17 protein-coding genes and 1 pseudogene are annotated in these 16,737 nt (G+C 41.1%); all 18 read left to right on the forward strand.

From position 1 onward, the window contains the following. The first annotated feature begins 1 nt into the window (after nt 1). The 18 genes and pseudogenes from ureA to ABDW32_RS18080 all read left to right on the forward strand — a co-directional run bounded on the left by ureA (nt 2) and on the right by ABDW32_RS18080 (nt 16,728). Nucleotides 2-304, forward strand: a complete 303-nt coding sequence (ureA, locus tag ABDW32_RS17995) for an urease subunit gamma (protein WP_046674789.1) — start codon at nt 2-4, stop codon at nt 302-304. A 14-nt stretch (nt 305-318) separates the two neighbouring features. Next, a pseudogene (ureB, locus tag ABDW32_RS18000) lies at nt 319-621 on the forward strand (urease subunit beta); the annotation flags it as partial. 75 nt (nt 622-696) lie between these two features. Then, nucleotides 697-2,547: an urease subunit alpha gene (ureC, locus tag ABDW32_RS18005; protein WP_343564891.1), complete on the forward strand. Its 1,851-nt coding sequence runs from the start codon at nt 697-699 to the stop codon at nt 2,545-2,547. Nucleotides 2,548-2,555: 8 nt separating this feature from the next. Further along, nucleotides 2,556-3,050, forward strand: coding sequence for an urease accessory protein UreE (locus tag ABDW32_RS18010; RefSeq protein WP_343564893.1), 495 nt, complete (start codon nt 2,556-2,558; stop codon nt 3,048-3,050). Nucleotides 3,051-3,128: 78 nt separating this feature from the next. Further along, complete coding sequence (locus ABDW32_RS18015; RefSeq protein WP_343564895.1) at nt 3,129-3,815, forward strand: urease accessory protein UreF; 687 nt, start codon at nt 3,129-3,131, stop codon at nt 3,813-3,815. A 195-nt stretch (nt 3,816-4,010) separates the two neighbouring features. Further along, nucleotides 4,011-4,640: an urease accessory protein UreG gene (ureG, locus tag ABDW32_RS18020; RefSeq protein WP_077438213.1), complete on the forward strand. Its 630-nt coding sequence runs from the start codon at nt 4,011-4,013 to the stop codon at nt 4,638-4,640. 12 nt (nt 4,641-4,652) lie between these two features. After that, nucleotides 4,653-5,624 carry an urease accessory protein UreD gene (locus ABDW32_RS18025; RefSeq protein WP_343564898.1) on the forward strand — a complete coding sequence of 324 codons (972 nt, stop codon included), beginning with the start codon at nt 4,653-4,655 and terminating at the stop codon, nt 5,622-5,624. Next, complete coding sequence (locus ABDW32_RS18030) at nt 5,617-6,096, forward strand: urease accessory protein UreE (RefSeq protein WP_343564900.1); 480 nt, start codon at nt 5,617-5,619, stop codon at nt 6,094-6,096. The genes ABDW32_RS18025 and ABDW32_RS18030 overlap by 8 nt, the downstream gene beginning before the upstream one ends. 104 nt (nt 6,097-6,200) lie before the next feature. Further along, nucleotides 6,201-7,250, forward strand: coding sequence for an A/G-specific adenine glycosylase (mutY, locus tag ABDW32_RS18035; protein ID WP_343564902.1), 1,050 nt, complete (start codon nt 6,201-6,203; stop codon nt 7,248-7,250). 19 nt (nt 7,251-7,269) lie between these two features. Beyond that, complete coding sequence (locus ABDW32_RS18040; protein ID WP_343564904.1) at nt 7,270-7,728, forward strand: single-stranded DNA-binding protein; 459 nt, start codon at nt 7,270-7,272, stop codon at nt 7,726-7,728. Nucleotides 7,729-8,022: 294 nt separating this feature from the next. Beyond that, nucleotides 8,023-9,063, forward strand: coding sequence for a phenylalanine--tRNA ligase subunit alpha (gene pheS, locus ABDW32_RS18045; RefSeq protein WP_343564906.1), 1,041 nt, complete (start codon nt 8,023-8,025; stop codon nt 9,061-9,063). 114 nt (nt 9,064-9,177) lie between these two features. Next, nucleotides 9,178-9,753 (forward strand): TetR/AcrR family transcriptional regulator, encoded by a 576-nt coding sequence (locus tag ABDW32_RS18050; protein ID WP_077438206.1) that lies wholly within the window; start codon nt 9,178-9,180, stop codon nt 9,751-9,753. 272 nt (nt 9,754-10,025) lie between these two features. Next, nucleotides 10,026-11,438: a 23S rRNA (uracil(1939)-C(5))-methyltransferase RlmD gene (gene rlmD, locus ABDW32_RS18055; RefSeq protein WP_343564908.1), complete on the forward strand. Its 1,413-nt coding sequence runs from the start codon at nt 10,026-10,028 to the stop codon at nt 11,436-11,438. A gap of 3 nt (nt 11,439-11,441) precedes the next feature. Continuing rightward, nucleotides 11,442-11,840: a hypothetical protein gene (locus ABDW32_RS18060; RefSeq protein WP_343564910.1), complete on the forward strand. Its 399-nt coding sequence runs from the start codon at nt 11,442-11,444 to the stop codon at nt 11,838-11,840. A gap of 214 nt (nt 11,841-12,054) precedes the next feature. Further along, nucleotides 12,055-12,816 (forward strand): hypothetical protein, encoded by a 762-nt coding sequence (locus ABDW32_RS18065; RefSeq protein WP_343564912.1) that lies wholly within the window; start codon nt 12,055-12,057, stop codon nt 12,814-12,816. Between the two features lie 199 nt (nt 12,817-13,015). Then, nucleotides 13,016-13,705 (forward strand): OmpA family protein, encoded by a 690-nt coding sequence (locus tag ABDW32_RS18070; RefSeq protein WP_343564914.1) that lies wholly within the window; start codon nt 13,016-13,018, stop codon nt 13,703-13,705. A gap of 274 nt (nt 13,706-13,979) precedes the next feature. After that, a complete protein-coding gene (miaB, locus tag ABDW32_RS18075) occupies nt 13,980-15,416 on the forward strand; it encodes a tRNA (N6-isopentenyl adenosine(37)-C2)-methylthiotransferase MiaB (RefSeq protein WP_343564916.1) in 1,437 nt (478 codons plus the stop codon). A gap of 37 nt (nt 15,417-15,453) precedes the next feature. Then, nucleotides 15,454-16,728: a sigma-54 dependent transcriptional regulator gene (locus ABDW32_RS18080; RefSeq protein WP_343564918.1), complete on the forward strand. Its 1,275-nt coding sequence runs from the start codon at nt 15,454-15,456 to the stop codon at nt 16,726-16,728. Nucleotides 16,729-16,737: the final 9 nt, after the last annotated feature.

The raw sequence follows: 16,737 nt of genomic DNA on the forward strand, positions 1-16,737 counted from the left end.
TATGCGTTTAACACCAAGAGAAACAGAAAAACTGCTATTGCATTTGGCAGGAGAGTTGGCAGCAAAGCGACTAAAGCGCGGGGTGAAACTAAATTACCCTGAATGTATTGCCTATATCAGTGCTCAGATTATGGAGGAAGCAAGAGATGGAAGATCTGTTGCGGACTTAATGTCTTATGGTACTACATTATTGAAAAGAAGCCAGGTCATGGAAGGTGTTCCTGAAATGATCCATGATGTACAGATTGAGGTTACTTTTCCGGACGGTACCAAGTTGGTCACTGTTCATGATCCTATTCGTTAATAAATCTTAATGCTATGATTCCAGGAGAATACATTTTAAAAAAAGAAGAAATCAAAGCTAACGTGGGGCGTAGAACCACTAGCCTTGTTGTAAAAAATGAAGGCGATAGACCGATTCAGGTGGGCTCGCACTATCATTTCTTTGAAGCGAACAAGTTGCTTTCGTTTGACCGCGAAAAGGCATTTGGTATGCGCTTGAATATTCCAGCTAGTACAGCTGTACGCTTTGAACCGGGGGAGCAGAAGTCTGTTGTGCTGGTTGAATTTGGTGGAAGTAAAGAAATTCACGGTTTCAATGGATTGACAAACGGAAAGTTAACTGACCAGCACGTCAAATCCAAAGCTGTTGAGAAAATGAAAAAATTAAAATTCAGACAATCTAAATAATATAGAATGGGAGGATGGAATAGACGCGAATGGATTAAAGTTGTAGGGCTCACGACATTGGGATCTACGGTTGGTCTACATGCGCTTGGTTTAGATAAACTAGGTTTAGATAAATCATCTGTTAAATATATTGATGGGGAGCTTTATATCCCTAGAGAAAAATATGCCGCTCTTTTTGGCCCAACAACGGGTGATAAAGTGCGTTTGGCTGATACGGAGCTGTTTATAGAAATTGAAAAAGATTTCAACGTTTATGGCGAAGAGAATAAATTTGGTGGTGGTAAGACGATCCGTGATGGGATGGGGCAATCTGCCCGTGCCCTGCGTGATGAGGATGTTCTGGACTTCTGTATCACCAATGTGATCATTATTGACCACTGGGGTATTGTGAAAGCTGATGTTGGTATTAAAGACGGTAAAATTGTCGGTATCGGAAAAGCAGGTAACCCTGATGTACAGGACGGTGTAACGAAAGGTATGGTCATCGGCGCTTCGACAGAAGTACACGGTGGCGCTGGTTATATCCTTACTGCGGGCGGTATCGATACCCACATCCACTTTATATCACCACAACAGATCGAGACGGCCTTATACTCTGGAGTAACCACATTTATCGGTGGTGGTGCCGGTCCGGCAGATGGTACACTGGCAACAACGGTTACTTCGGGTAAATGGTACATCGAGCGTATGTTTGAAGCATTTGAGAACTTACCGATCAACGTTGGCTTCTTCGGTAAAGGGAACGTTTCGACAACCAAGCCGATCGAAGAGCAAATTGAAGCTGGTGCACTAGGGGTGAAAATCCACGAGGACTGGGGGGCTACGCCTGCGACGATCGACGCAGCTTTAAAAGTTGCTGATAAGTACGACGTACAGGTGGCAATACACACGGATACCTTGAATGAAGCGGGGTTCTTAGAAGATACTGTTGCCGCAATAGACGGTCGTGTTATCCACACCTTCCATACGGAAGGAGCAGGTGGTGGTCACGCACCTGATATCATCAAAATCGCGATGTATCCAAACATTCTTCCGGCCTCTACTAATCCGACAAAACCGTTTACGGTGAATACTGCAGAAGAGCATCTGGATATGTTGATGGTCTGCCATCACCTGGATAAAAACGTAAAAGAAGATGTTGCCTTTGCCGATTCACGTATCCGTCCACAGACGATCGCAGCAGAGGATATTCTTCAGGATATGGGGGTGTTCTCGATTATGAGTTCGGATAGTCAGGCCATGGGACGTGTAGGTGAGGTGATCTCCCGTACATTCCAGACCGCACATAAAATGAAGATACAGCGCGGTCCTTTGGCGGAGGATAAGGGCAAGGATAATGACAACTTCCGCGTAAAACGATATGTGTCCAAATTTACCATTAACCCTGCCAAAGCGCATGGTGTTGATAAATATATCGGATCTATTGAAATCGGTAAATATGCCGATCTGATCTTGTGGAAACCAGAGCTATTTGGTGTGAAGCCCGAGTTGATTATCAAAGGCGGAATGATTTTAGGTGCTAAAATGGGGGATGCAAATGCTTCTATTCCTACACCGCAGCCAATTATCTACAGACCGATGTTCGGAAACTACGGTAAAGCGGTATCAAAATTGTGTTTCAACTTCGTTTCCAAAATATCCATAGAAAATGGAAATATCCAGAAATTGAATTTATCACGTAAATGTTTACCGGTAGAAGGCTGTCGTACAGTGATGAAAAAAGATATGGTACATAATCACGCCACACCAAATATCGTGGTTAATCCTGAGACATATGAAGTAACTGTGGACGGAGTTTTAGCTACTTGTGAGCCATTAAAAGAGCTTCCAATGGCACAACGTTATTTCCTGTTCTAATTCAATCTATGATTTTAGCAAGAGACATAAAAGGCAATATTTGGGCAGATGGCAAGGAGCGCGATGCTGTGGAGCTTGATTTTTTAGCGCTTGAATGGTTCGATACCGAGCGGCGTGTCATTCGGGGATTCACTAGCCAGGGGCGGGAAATTGGATTTAAGAACCTGGGCGAGGACCCCTTGTTCGATGGTGATATCCTGTACGAAACAGCGGAGTTCCGTATTGTTGTCCGAATATTGCCCTGTCCTTGTTTGGTCGTACGGCCGAAGAATGTATTGGATATGGCAAGAATATGTTTGGAAATTGGCAATAAGCATATCCCTGTTTTTATCAACGCAGCTCATGAAATCATAGCGGCTTACGAAAATCCGCTATGGGAACAATTGCTGCGGGCTGGATTTACACCAACCAAAGAGTCTCGTGTAATCGAAAGAACGCATACACTGCGCATACATCAGTATGCTGTCGTGCAAAATAAAATTAGCCTGGCAAAAGAAATGTAGGGAGTATACTGTCTGAGGACACAACCCGCTATATTGATATGCTAAGCCTGTGCCATTAAAAATAAATAATTTAGAAATATGAATCCATTGTTGACATTGATGCAGATCAATGATTCCGTTTTTCCGATTGGAGGATTTACGCATTCCTATGGATTGGAAACGTATATTACCAAAGGTCTGGTACATGACTCAAAAACTGCCAAAGAGTATGCACAGACTTTATTGGAACATAGCTTCTATTACAACGATGCCGCTTTTTTTCATAAGACCTGGCAATTATGCGAAACAAAGGCGACCAAGAAAAAGGTAGCAGAATTAGATGCTTTGATCACGGCCTTTAAAGCGCCTTATGAAATTCGGGATGCCAGTAAAAAATTAGGCATACGCTTTCTGAAGCTGACCGAAAAATTGCAGCCGGTAAAGCGTTGTTCGGCCTACCTCAAAGCAATAAATGCCCAGGAACTGCATGGACACTACGCAATGGCTTTTGCCATGTTCGCACATGCACAGGGAATTAGTTATGCAGATGCACTGAGTGCTTTCTATTATAATTCGCTCAATGGCATTATGACCAATTGTGCAAAATTGGTTCCTATCAGTCAGATGGATGCACAACAGATTCTGTTTAAGCTGCAACCATTGATCAATAAACTGGTTGCTGCGCAGCCCACGTTGGAAGAAGATTTAATCGGTAATTGTTGTATTGCACAAGATATCCGTTGTATGCAACATGAAAAGCTATATACACGGATTTATATATCCTAGCATCGGGAACATGGTCTAAACTTAAAATTTATCCCTTTAAGCGAGCTCGATCTCAAGCCTAGTAGGTGTCATCCATGCGATGCAAAAATAGGTAGCGGTAAAATTGTCGAGGGCTGCATGAAACGAGCTCATGAATGCCATTGAAAATAGATACTTATGAATAATGACTTAAAGGGAAAAACAAATTTATAACGGATGAAAAAGACGTCAAAAAGAAATTATGTAAAAATTGGTGTTGCCGGTCCTGTTGGATCGGGCAAGACTGCTTTGATCGAACGGTTGACCCGTTCGATGTCCGCAGATTACAGCATCTGTGTTGTTACAAATGATATTTATACGCGTGAGGATGCGATGTATCTACAGCAAAATTCGGCATTGCCCGCGGAACGTATCATTGGTGTAGAGACCGGGGGATGTCCACATACCGCAATCCGTGAGGATGCATCGATGAATATTGAAGCTGTGGAGGAATTGGCCAACCGTTTTGAGGATGTGGAGCTTATTTTTGTTGAAAGTGGAGGTGATAATCTGACAGCAACGTTCAGCCCGGATTTGGCAGATTTAACCATTTTTGTACTTGATGTAGCCGAAGGTGAAAAAATGCCTCGTAAAGGCGGCCCTGGGATCACACGTTCAGACTTATTATTGATCAATAAAATTGATTTGGCGCCTTACGTGCATGCGGATCTGGAAGTGATGCGTCAGGATACCCTGCGTATGCGTGGAGAACGTCCTTTTATTTTTACGAATCTGATGACATTGGAAGGTTTGGAAGATGTAAAGAAATGGATCAGAGAATATGCTTTATTAGAACAAGTCGGCTAAAAACAAAGGAATATGGATAGTAAGATCGTAATAAATGTAGCCAAAGAGGATGGTAGAAGCAGGCTGAAAGAAAGCTATCATAATGCGCCTTATAAATTGACCCATTATGGAGCAGCGAATCTCACTGACCATCTTGAAATGATTATCATGAGCGCATCGCCCGGTATTATGGATACAGATCATCTTCATATTGACGTCCATGTAAAGGAAGAGGCTCAACTAAAATTATTCACCCAGTCTTTCAATAAATTGCACCCGATGAAAACCGGCGCCAGCCAGCATACAGATGTACAGGTTGCATCGGGGGCTATATTTCATTATATCCCGCATCCGGTCACACCTTTTAAGGACTCCATATTCAAGGCAACGAATCATATTCATCTGGCGGAAGATGCGGTTTTGATGTGGGGTGATATTATCAGTGTTGGGCGGATCTATATGAAAGAAGCATTTGAATTTAATCGTTTGCATACACAGACGAAGATTTTCAGATCCGGAAAGCTGGCTTTCATCGACAATCAGCTGTTGCAACCCAAAATGCAGCCCATTCAGAAAATACTGTTCTTTGAAGGTTACACCCATCAAGCGACCTTTTTATTCTCTGCACGTTTTGCACAGGAATTAAAGAATGAGCTTGATGAAATATTGACTGTAGAATATAATGACATCTCTTATGGATTTACGCAAGCGTCGGCAGATGTTGTTATTCTAAGAGCGTTGGGGTCTGATGGCGAACTGCTCTATGATTTTCTGCAGATGTTGGGGCAATTGTGCTGGGACTTTACCATGCATAAACTGTCGGAGTCCAAAGAAATTGAAGCCGTCGAAAATGAGGTAACTGCGCCTGTGCCAGTTGCGGTAGAAGCGGTTGTTGCAGCGTCAAGTGGTACAGAAGCAGTTGTTGCTGAAAAGAAAAGCATAGCTAGCCCGCGTAAAAAGAAAGTCAGCAAAAATAAACAGGAGGAAGAACTGAAGTATGCGTAAACTGAAAGAGCCTACCGAGATCCTCATTGAGTCCATTCCCAATTTTGAGTATGTTAAATTCAATCGGGAATCGGATATCTTGGATCTTTCCTACTTTGAAGTGAATAAGCGTATTATTCATCGCAAAACGCGGAAGGGGAATTCGGTAAAGATACAGCGAGATGACAGTACAGCACTGCAGTCGGGGCAATGTATTTATCATAACGATGATCTCTTTATCCAGGTCAATATCTTGCCTTGCCTTTGTGTATTGCTTGACAGTCAGGATCTTTCTGTCGTCGGTGAATTCTGTTTTGATGTGGGCAATCGTCATTTACCTGTATATCTGAAAGCAGACGGACGCTTTGCCGTCTCCTATGACGGACGTCTTTATCAGGCATTAAAAGAAAAATACAATGGTTGCATTGCCTTGGAAAATGCTGTTTTGGAACCGGACGAACAGATTACATCGCTTCGGAATGCGAAAAAGTAAAGGTCGTGTTTTGAGCGGTTACTTCGAACTCTGATTTGATCGCAGGAGTCAATCTTTGTTGAGGGCTGCTTGAAAATGCTGAAAAATTGTGCATTTTTGTTGTTATGACATTTGGTGCGGAATTGCAGGCCTGGTATCAGCAGCATAAGCGTGATTTACCCTGGCGGGAAACAAAAGATGCCTATAAAATTTGGCTCTCGGAGATTATCCTACAGCAGACCAGGGTAGAGCAGGGGCTGCCTTACTATTTAAGGTTTGTGGAAAGGTTTGAAACAGTTGTTGATTTTGCCAATGCGGCGGAAGATGATATTTTACACCTTTGGCAGGGATTAGGTTATTATTCAAGGGGACGAAATATGCATAAGGCGGCCCGGATAGTCCGGGACGAATATGATGGTATATTTCCTGTGGACTATAAAATGCTGCTCAAACTTCCCGGTATAGGAGAATATACTGCAGCGGCAATATCATCCTTTGCCAATAATGAGGCCCAAGCGGTGTTGGATGGAAATGTGTTTCGGGTACTGTCGAGATACTATGGGATAGATACCGCGATCAATTCCACTGAAGGCAAGAAAATTTTTACGGCTATTGCTCAGGAAAATTTAGATCATACCCATCCGGCATTATACAATCAGGCTATTATGGACTTTGGTGCCATTCATTGCAAGCCTAAGCAGCCCTTGTGTATGACTTGCATGTTTAATAGGTCATGTTACGCCCTGTTGAACGGAGAGGTGGACCGGTTACCGGTGAAACTTAAAGGTAAGGCGAGTAAGGATCGATACTTTAATTATTTTATTATTAAGGATGATGTACAGATTTTAATGTCGAAGCGCGGGGAAGGGGATGTCTGGCAGAATTTATATGAGTTTCCCTTAATCGAGTCTGATCGGACATTAGACATACCGGAGATTCTTGGAGATGAGCAATTTGTCCAATATTTTGGAGAGACGACGGAAGTCAAACTCCTGCAAAAACAAACTAAACATATTCTGAGCCATCAGAATATTTATGCGACATTCTTTGAAGTGCGGTTAGAGGGCGGTCTAAATCAAAAAAAATCCAATTGGGATTATGTATTTTTAAAAGATTTAGATAAATTAGCTAAACACAAGTTGATCTTTACCTTTTTGGAAAGATCCGATTTTTAACCATTTATGCTTTTAAATTATGTCAGGAGTTAACAAAGTTATTTTAGTGGGGCACCTTGGAAAAGACCCCGAAATTCGATATTTAGAAGGCAATGTCTCTGTTGCCAGTTTCCCATTGGCAACTTCAGAAACGTATAACAAAGACGGAAAGCGAGTAGAGCAAACCGAGTGGCACAATATTGTCATGTGGCGTGGTTTGGCAGATGTAGCCGTAAAATACCTTACTAAAGGCAAATTGGTCTATATCGAGGGACGATTACGTACACGTACTTACGAAGATAAAGAGGGTATCAGACGCTATGCGACGGAAGTGGTTGCTGAAACATTTACGCTTTTGGGCCGCAAATCAGACTTCGAACCAACAGGTTCGACCAATGCCGGAAACGCCACAAATACCCCTGCGCAGAAAGCGGAAGATAAAGAAATCGAAGTTGATTTTACCGAAAATGATCAGGAGGATAATCCGCTTCCATTTTAATCGGGTTTAAAGATAATCTGAATATTAGAAGATTATTATTTTATATGAATATAATTATGGGCAAAGGAGCAGATGAAAAATCTGCTCTTTTTGATTTATGGCATATCTTTAATTCCTTTTAAGCACAGTTAAAAAACAAGGCTCCTGTTCGTTCCTATTCAAAGAGTTGATTAGAAAGATCTTTATCTGCTGGATTGTACATACGAATTTTCTCCATTGCTTCGTTTTCGACCTATATTGAGCGATGGCTAAAATTTCTTTTTGGCGGAAATTTTGGCTATGTTTGTCGTAATTATGTTGCAAGATAAAATTACGCAGTATACTGAAGAAATTAAGGCGTTTGCGCCGTCTTCTTCAGCCGATGTAGAAAATTTCAGATTGAAGTTTTTGGTTTCCAAAGGGATCGTGAAGAATCTTTTTGACGAATTCAAAACAGTTACTCCTGAAGAAAAACGTACTTTGGGAAAAGTACTGAATGAATTTAAACAGTTGGCAGAAAATACCTTCAAGGAAGCACAGGAAAAATTTGCGTCCGGTGAGAAACAGAAATCCCAGCAAATCGAAGGTGATTTAACATTACCCGGTAATGGATTTCAATTGGGATCCAGACACCCAATCTCGTTGGTACGTAAGGAAATCGTTGAGATCTTTAAAAAGCTAGGTTTCATTGTTTCTGAGGGGCCAGAAATTGAAGATGATTGGCACAATTTCTCTGCGTTGAATTTTCCACCTGAACATCCAGCGCGTGATATGCAAGATACATTCTTTATCAAAAAACAGGAAGGTAACGATATTACGCTGAGAACACATACATCTTCGGTTCAAGTGAGACTCATGGAAGCTGGTAAACCACCTTTCCGTGCGATTATGCCTGGTCGTGTTTATCGAAATGAAGCTATCTCGGCTCGTGCACATTGTTTTTTTCACCAGGTAGAAGGATTATATGTGGATGAAAATGTCTCGTTTGCTGATTTGAAGCAGACTTTATACCATTTTGTCCAAGAAATGTATGGTGAAGGTACTAAGGTACGTTTCCGACCTTCGTACTTCCCGTTTACAGAACCTTCTGCTGAGATGGATATTTCTTGTACAATCTGTAAAGGTGCTGGCTGTAATCTTTGTAAATATTCGGGTTGGGTAGAGATTTTGGGCTGCGGAATGGTTGATCCGAATGTTCTTGAAAATTGCGGGATCGATAGTAAAAAGTATTCGGGTTTTGCCTTCGGTATGGGAATCGAACGGATCACAAATCTGAAATACGTAATCAAAGATTTGCGCCTTTTTTCTGAAAACGATACGCGTTTCTTAGCTCAGTTTGAGACTGAATTAATATAAATCAATGCTAATAAAGACTGTTGTAAGCATCACACTATTGCCAGGTTCTAGGCCCAACTTTCGTGGTTTGGGAATCGGAAATGGTGTGATGTGCGGTAGTCTTATCTGAAGAGTATGGAACCAGATCATATCATTGAATCCATAAAAAGAACAGCACGGGAACTTTTTCGTCAAAATGGTTATCATAAAACCAGTGTAAACACTTTGGCAAAAAAAGCTAAGCTTGCCAAAGCGACTGTTTATAAGTACTTTGATAGTAAGGAGATGATCTTGCATGCGATTTTAATGGACTATCTGCGGGCGAGTTTGCTGGATATCTTAAAGACAACAAAGTATGAGGATGATATGGCTTCTTTTTTGGCTTCGACCATCCTTCGTGTTAGCCGGCTGACCTATACAGCATGCAATGAGTTGATTGGCTGGGAATTTATCCGTGAGTCCGCCAATGCGCAAGAATATCTAAAAACATTATCTGAAGACCTGGAATTTCTGCTTTTGAGTACTTTTATTCAGAATGAAAAGATTAATGAAGCGATCAGTGAGGAAAAATTGACATTTCTGATCAAATCAAGTAAGAGCATTGTATTCTCCTTTGCTTTTACAGCGGTTTCGGATGCCGATGTGCGTAAAAATTTCATTTCTTTTCAAAAGGAAATTCTTCCTTACCTCGTGCAGGCAACTATCCTCTAAACAAAGGGTTTATCTGTTTATTGCTTTTCGGCTACCTGCCTGGTTAAATAATCTTCCATTTTTATTTTTACCGTTCCCGTCACTTTTAGGACTGTGATCCCTAAACGTATATTATTTTCCATAGCGGAAGGCTTTGATATGGCTTGGATGACTTTGAATATCAAGGGAATTTGCCTGGTGGAAATGGATTGATATGCTATATGGAAGGTCTTTTTTTTAAGACAATGGTGGTCAGTGGAAAATCATTATAAAAAATTGTATTTTTGCGAACTATGAGTAGAAGAATTCCGCAAGAAAAAAAGTTCTTGAAAGATATTGCAATCATTGATATTGCCGAAGAAGGTAGAGGTGTAGGGAAGACCGACGATTTGGTTTTGTTTGTTGAGAAAGCTGTCCCCGGTGATGTTGTCGATGTGGAGTTAATGCGCAAGAAGAAGAATTTTGCCGAGGCTCGGGTGACGAGTCTGAAAGAAGCTTCTACTTACCGTGTAGATCCTTTTTGTGAACATTTTGGTGTATGCGGCGGGTGTAAGTGGCAACACATGAGCTATGAAGCTCAATTAAAATTCAAGCAACAATCTGTTGATAATGCTTTATCCCGGATCGGGAAAGTCGATACTTCCTCGATGGAGGATATTTTGGGATCGGCCCAAACAGAATATTATAGAAACAAATTAGAATATACATTTTCCAATAAGAAATGGCTGACCTCTGTTGATGAGGATGCATCGCAATTGGAAATGAATGCGCTAGGCTTTCACGTGCCTGGACGTTTTGATAAAATCTTGGATATCGATCATTGTTTTCTTCAGGAAGATCCTTCCAATGAAGTGCGGAATAGCATACGGGACTTTGCCCTCAGTAAGGGGATGACCTTCTATGATCTTCGTGAGCATACAGGGGTGTTACGCAATCTGATTATTCGTATTTCTTCTACTGGTGAGATGATGGTTATTGTGGTTTTTGCTTACCCTAAAGAAGGGCAAGTTGAATTACTCATGAATTTCATCAAAGAAAAGTTCCCTCAAATTGCATCACTCTTGTATATTGTGAATCAAAAGCGTAACGATACCATCTTTGATCAGGATATTGAGGTATATGCGGGTAGGGATTTTATTTATGAGGAGATGGAAGGCCTTCGTTACAAGGTCGGACCAAAGTCTTTTTATCAGACCAACTCAGCGCAAGCGTATGAGCTCTATAAGATTACCCGTGATTTTGCGGATTTAAAAGGTGATGAGCTGGTGTATGACTTGTATACGGGAGCCGGTACAATTGCAAATTTTGTTGCTAAGCAAGCGAAAGAGGTGATCGGGGTCGAGTATGTTCCTAGTGCCATCGAAGACGCCAAAGTTAATTCAGCGATCAATGATATCAGCAATACGAAGTTTTATGCCGGTGATATGAAAGATGTGCTGACGCCATCTTTTATTGCCGAACATGGTAAACCGGATGTGGTGATTACTGACCCTCCACGGGCAGGCATGCATGCGGATGTCGTGGCCCGTTTGTTGGAAATGGAATCTCCTAGAATTGTTTACGTAAGTTGTAATGCAGCGACACAAGCGAGAGATTTAGTCCTGTTGGCCGATAAATATGATGTAAAGCGCATCAAGCCTGTGGACATGTTTCCCCATACGCAGCATGTAGAAAATGTCGTTCTATTGGAACTAAAAAAATCATAATATATGGAAGTAGAGGATTTATTTTCAGGTGGATCCAGAAATGAAGAAGCTCAATCTGCAGGACAGAGTCCGTTGAAAAGTTTGCAGGTAGATCTTGATTTTTATAGTGAGTCGATCCGCGAAGTTGCAATGGAAATTATCGAGGAAGGTTATTCTTCCTATCCGATTTTTGTGGCGCATCAACATGAAGTCTCTGTAGGAGAAGTCATCTTAGACCGTGTGGAGTTGAATACTAACTGGACGATCAATGCCTCAACTTTAGAGGAGTTCGTTGAAATGGATATCATTCAGGAGGACCGTAAAGCTACTTTTGTTCAGAATTATAAACCAGCCAAGGATTATATGTGTTTGTTTGTCGTTGTTGCCGAAGGAGCCAATTTCGTTTTCTATCCCTATAAATAAAGAAGGAATATTTAAACTTTTTTAACAGTACAATTGTCAAACTATTACTATTTTTAGCGAAATAGGTTGAGCATGTGCGGACTCAAAAAGGCTATAATGAGGCAGCTGGATCATCAGGCTCTTTTGGACTGTTGAGATTTGTCCTATCGCTTTCAAAAACGCTAGTGGCGAGATAAATGCTTAACAAACTAGCGTGATAAAACAATATATTCCAATGAGAAGAATACACATACATATAAGCGGACTATTAGGCGTATTGATATTGCTTTTGACCGGTTTCGGTGCGAAGGCACAACATATACAAAAGGTGTCGGGTATGGTGATACAAAGGGGCACGGGCAATAGAATTGGAGATGTGGTCGTGCTGAATATGCGTACAAGCAGATCTGCGCTGACGAACTCTTTTGGCGTGTTCACAATCGATGCTTCTGTAGGGGATTCGCTTTCTTTTACTAAAGTTGGCTTTTCACCGATAAAGACTGTTTTAACAAATCTCAATGAATTCTATGTTGAAATGCAGGAAGGAATTAAGCTTGAAACAGTCATTGTGGAGCGTAAATCCAAGGAGGCTGAGCTGAATGATGCCATGGGGAATTATTCAAAGAAAGGAGTTTATAATGGAGGGAAGAATAAATTTGGAACTTATTTAGGTAGTCCGGCCACAGCACTTTATAATCTTTTTGGACGGGAAGCGAAAAATGCAAAACGCTTTGGCCGCTTTATGGATAGAGAAAAGGAAGAATTACAGGTCGACCGTATTTTTTCAAGGGCAGCTGTCCAGAAATTAACAAAATTGGATAGCGCTGATTTGGATGCGTTCATGGTACGTTATCGTCCCTCATTTGATCTGGCGGAACATTGGGGGCAATATGATCTGATGCATTATGTCAAGCAGTCTCTGGAAGATTTCGAAGCGAAAGGGCGTCCAAAAGGATCATTATTACCTGATATTGAAGTTAAGACACAAGAGAAATAAAACATTTTTCTTTTTATGCTGTTGTTTCTTTGAACGATGGCTTTAGGCTTATTTGTAGCTTATCGTCCTCATTTATCAACGTTGAAATACCTTTTTTCTGAATACCGTAACAAAAAAGTTAAAAAAGGACGCTTTTGGCACTTTGTTTGATTTTAACATGAGCAGTAATTTAGTTTGAATATTAAAGTCTTAGATAGATATGAAAATGAATAGAAAATTAGCTGTATTTGGTTTGACTGTTGCAACCTCAGCTATGTTATTTGGAAGTTGTTCAACAATCCAAAATACAAATAATACGACTAAAGGCGGTGTGATCGGTGGTGTTGCGGGTGGTGCTTTAGGGGCATTAATTGGTGGTAAGGCTGGTAATACGGCTATTGGTACATTGGCAGGTGCGGCTATTGGTGGCGCAGCAGGTGTATTGATCGGTAAGAAAATGGATAAACAGGCTGCGGAGATTTCTAAAACCGTAGAAGGTGCTGAAGTGACTCAGTCTGCAGAGGGTATTGTTGTGAAATTTGATTCAGGTATTTTGTTCGATTTCAACAAATCTGATTTAAAAGCATCTGCAAAAGATAATATCGCTAATTTGGTTACGACCTTAAATAAGGAACAAGGAACAGAGATTTTGGTTATCGGCCACACGGATAATGTGGGTACTTTAGCTGCAAATGATAAAGTTTCTTTGGACCGTGCTAATTCGGTGCGTGCGTTTGCGGTATCTAAAGGTTTGGCTTCTTCACGTATTAAAACTGAGGGAAGAAACTTCTCTGAGCCAATCGCAAGTAATGATACCGAAGCCGGACGTGCACAAAACCGTCGCGTCGAGATTGTTATCGTTGCCGGTGACCAAATGAAGAAAGAAGCAAAACAACAAGCGGGTCAATAAGGAGCTGGGCAGTTTAGTCCTTCGGGATTCCATACTGTTTCACAAATTATTGCGAAGAGCTTGTTGGATATTTCAAAAAAGGCGTGGATAGCATCCACGCCTTTTTTTTGAATACCCCAAGCAGGGAATCTAATGTCCCTAATTAGAGGGCAGGCTACTCCGAGACAATTGCTTTACGTCAGAAATTTGACAAAGTATAAACCATATTTCTGGCTGACAAACTGTCATTATATGGATTTTAATTTCTAACTTTGTAGTCTTTGAAAATTGAGCTATGCTAGATTTAACACATACAACTAAGGAACACGACGAATCTCGTCAGGGTGAGGCATTGTTATTGGAACAGGATCCAAAGATCAGTAATGGGCGTAAACTGTATATCGAAAGTTACGGTTGCCAAATGAACTTTTCGGATAGTGAGATCGTTGCTTCTATTTTGTTGGATAAAGGTTTTGAAACAACAAAGAATTATCAGGAAGCGGATGTTGTTTTTATTAATACCTGTTCCATCCGTGAAAATGCGGAACAGCGTGTTCGTAATCGATTGAAAGAATTTGAGGCGGCCAAGACCAAAAATCCCGGAATGATTGTTGGTGTGCTGGGCTGTATGGCGGAGCGTTTGAAATCGAAGTTTCTAGAGGAGGAAAAACTGGTTGATGTTGTGGTAGGGCCTGATGCATATCGTGATCTTCCTAACTTAATCGATAAGGTAGATGATGGAGCAAAAGCGGTGAATGTTTTGTTGTCCCGTGAGGAGACTTATGCCGACATTAACCCGGTTCGATTAAATTCAAATGGTGTAACAGCCTTTATTTCGATCATGCGGGGTTGTGATAATATGTGTTCGTTCTGTGTAGTTCCGTTTACCAGGGGACGTGAGCGTAGTCGTGATGCTCATTCTATTGTGAAAGAAGCACAAGATCTGTTCAATGCTGGCTATAAAGAAGTGACGTTGTTAGGTCAAAATGTGGATTCCTACAAATATACTGCGCCCGTTGCAGAAGGCGAAGCTCCTGGTGAGACAGTCACATTTGCTAAACTATTGACCATGGTGGCGGAAGTGAGTCCCCTGTTGCGGGTTCGTTTTTCGACTTCCCATCCAAAAGATATCACGGATGAAGTTTTGTATGCGATCGCTTCACATGAAAATATCTGTAACTATATCCATTTACCGGTGCAATCCGGGAATTCCAGAGTACTGGAGCTTATGAACCGTACTTATGATCGGGAGTGGTATATGGAACGTGTGGACGCTATCCGCAGAATTATTCCAGATTGTGCGATCTCTACCGATGTGATTACTGGATTCTGTACAGAAACAGAAGCGGAACATCAGGAAACGCTATCCATGATGGATTATGTGAAATATGACTTTGCATATATGTTTGCTTATTCTGAAAGACCGGGAACATTAGCAGCCAAACGTTATGCAGATGATATTCCAGAAGATGTTAAAAAGCGCCGTCTGACTGAAGTGATCAACAAACAACGTGACCATAGTTTATATCGCTACCAACATTTTATTGGAAAGGTATGTAAAGTCCTTATAGAGGGTTTTTCGAAAAGATCTGAGTTTGATTTCTGTGGTCGTAATGATCAGAATGCCTTGGTCGTATTTCCTATAGACGCTCGTTACAAACAAGGTGACTATGTCAATGTGCTTGTGGAATCATGTACATCAGCAACCTTGCTCGGTAAAATTGTTGATTAAGAAAACTTAATTTAAATTTATTTCCAACTGGAAATTTATGGATAACCAAGATATAAAAAATAGATTTGGAATCATCGGTAATTCACCCTTGTTAAATCGGGCGATAGATATCGCCCGTCAGGTGGCTCCAACTGATATTTCTGTATTAATACAAGGTGAAAGTGGTAGTGGTAAAGAAGTTTTTTCGCATATTATCCATCAATTGAGTTCCCGCAAGCATGGTCCGTTTATAGCGGTCAACTGTGGGGCAATACCAGAAGGAACAATAGACTCCGAATTATTCGGCCATGAGAAAGGTTCCTTTACCGGTGCTCATGAAGCACGTAAGGGTTATTTTGAGGTCGTTGATGGCGGAACAATTTTTTTGGATGAGGTCGGAGAGTTGCCTTTAGGTACGCAGGCCCGATTGCTACGTGTTTTGGAATCCGGCGAGTACATACGTGTGGGTTCATCAAAGGTTCAAAAAACCAATGTCCGTGTTGTTGCTGCTACAAACGTCAACATGTTTGAAGCGGTTCAAAAAGGTAAATTTCGGGAAGATCTGTATTACCGGTTAAATACTGTTCCTTTGCGTGTGCCCTCTCTCAGAGAACGCCCTGAGGATATCAATTTATTGTTTCGCAAGTTTATTGTTGACTTTTCGGAAAAGTATCGCTCTCCCGGAGTGCAGCTGACGGAAGACGCGCAAAATATGTTACGGAACTATAATTGGCCAGGGAATGTGCGCCAATTAAAAAATGTCGCTGAACAAATTGCTGTTTTGGAGAAAGAACGTATTGTTGATGCACGTATTCTGCAAAACTATTTGCCAAATGAGTCCCGTACAAGTTTACCGGCCATAGTTTCATCCAATACTGGTGCAAAGGAAGATTTCTCTGAAAGGGACCTGCTGTATAAGGTTCTTTTCGACATGAAAAAAGATATGGTCGATCTGAAAAAACTCGTTGTAGAGCTAATTCAGAAAGGCGTAGATTCTTCTACATTTGATCAAAACTCACCTTATATCAATCAGCTCTATCAGGAAATCGAACCACAGATAAAGTCTGATAATGAAGGATATGGTATTGCACCGACGCTGACAATTCATTCGCCCAATAATACTGCAAATGTATTGAAGAATCCGGTTGCGCAGGATGATTATCTACAAGATGCACAGGAAGTAGAAGAGTCTTTGTCTTTGGTGGACAAGGAATCAGATCTTATCAAAAAGGCATTGAAAAAACATCGGGGTAAACGAAAGGCTGCAGCGCAGGAATTAGGAATTTCCGAAAGAACTTTGTATAGGAAAATTAAAGACTTAAATTTAGACTAAGGTTTTGCT

The sequence above is a fragment of the Sphingobacterium sp. genome (assembly GCF_039596235.1).
Classification (GTDB): domain Bacteria; phylum Bacteroidota; class Bacteroidia; order Sphingobacteriales; family Sphingobacteriaceae; genus Sphingobacterium.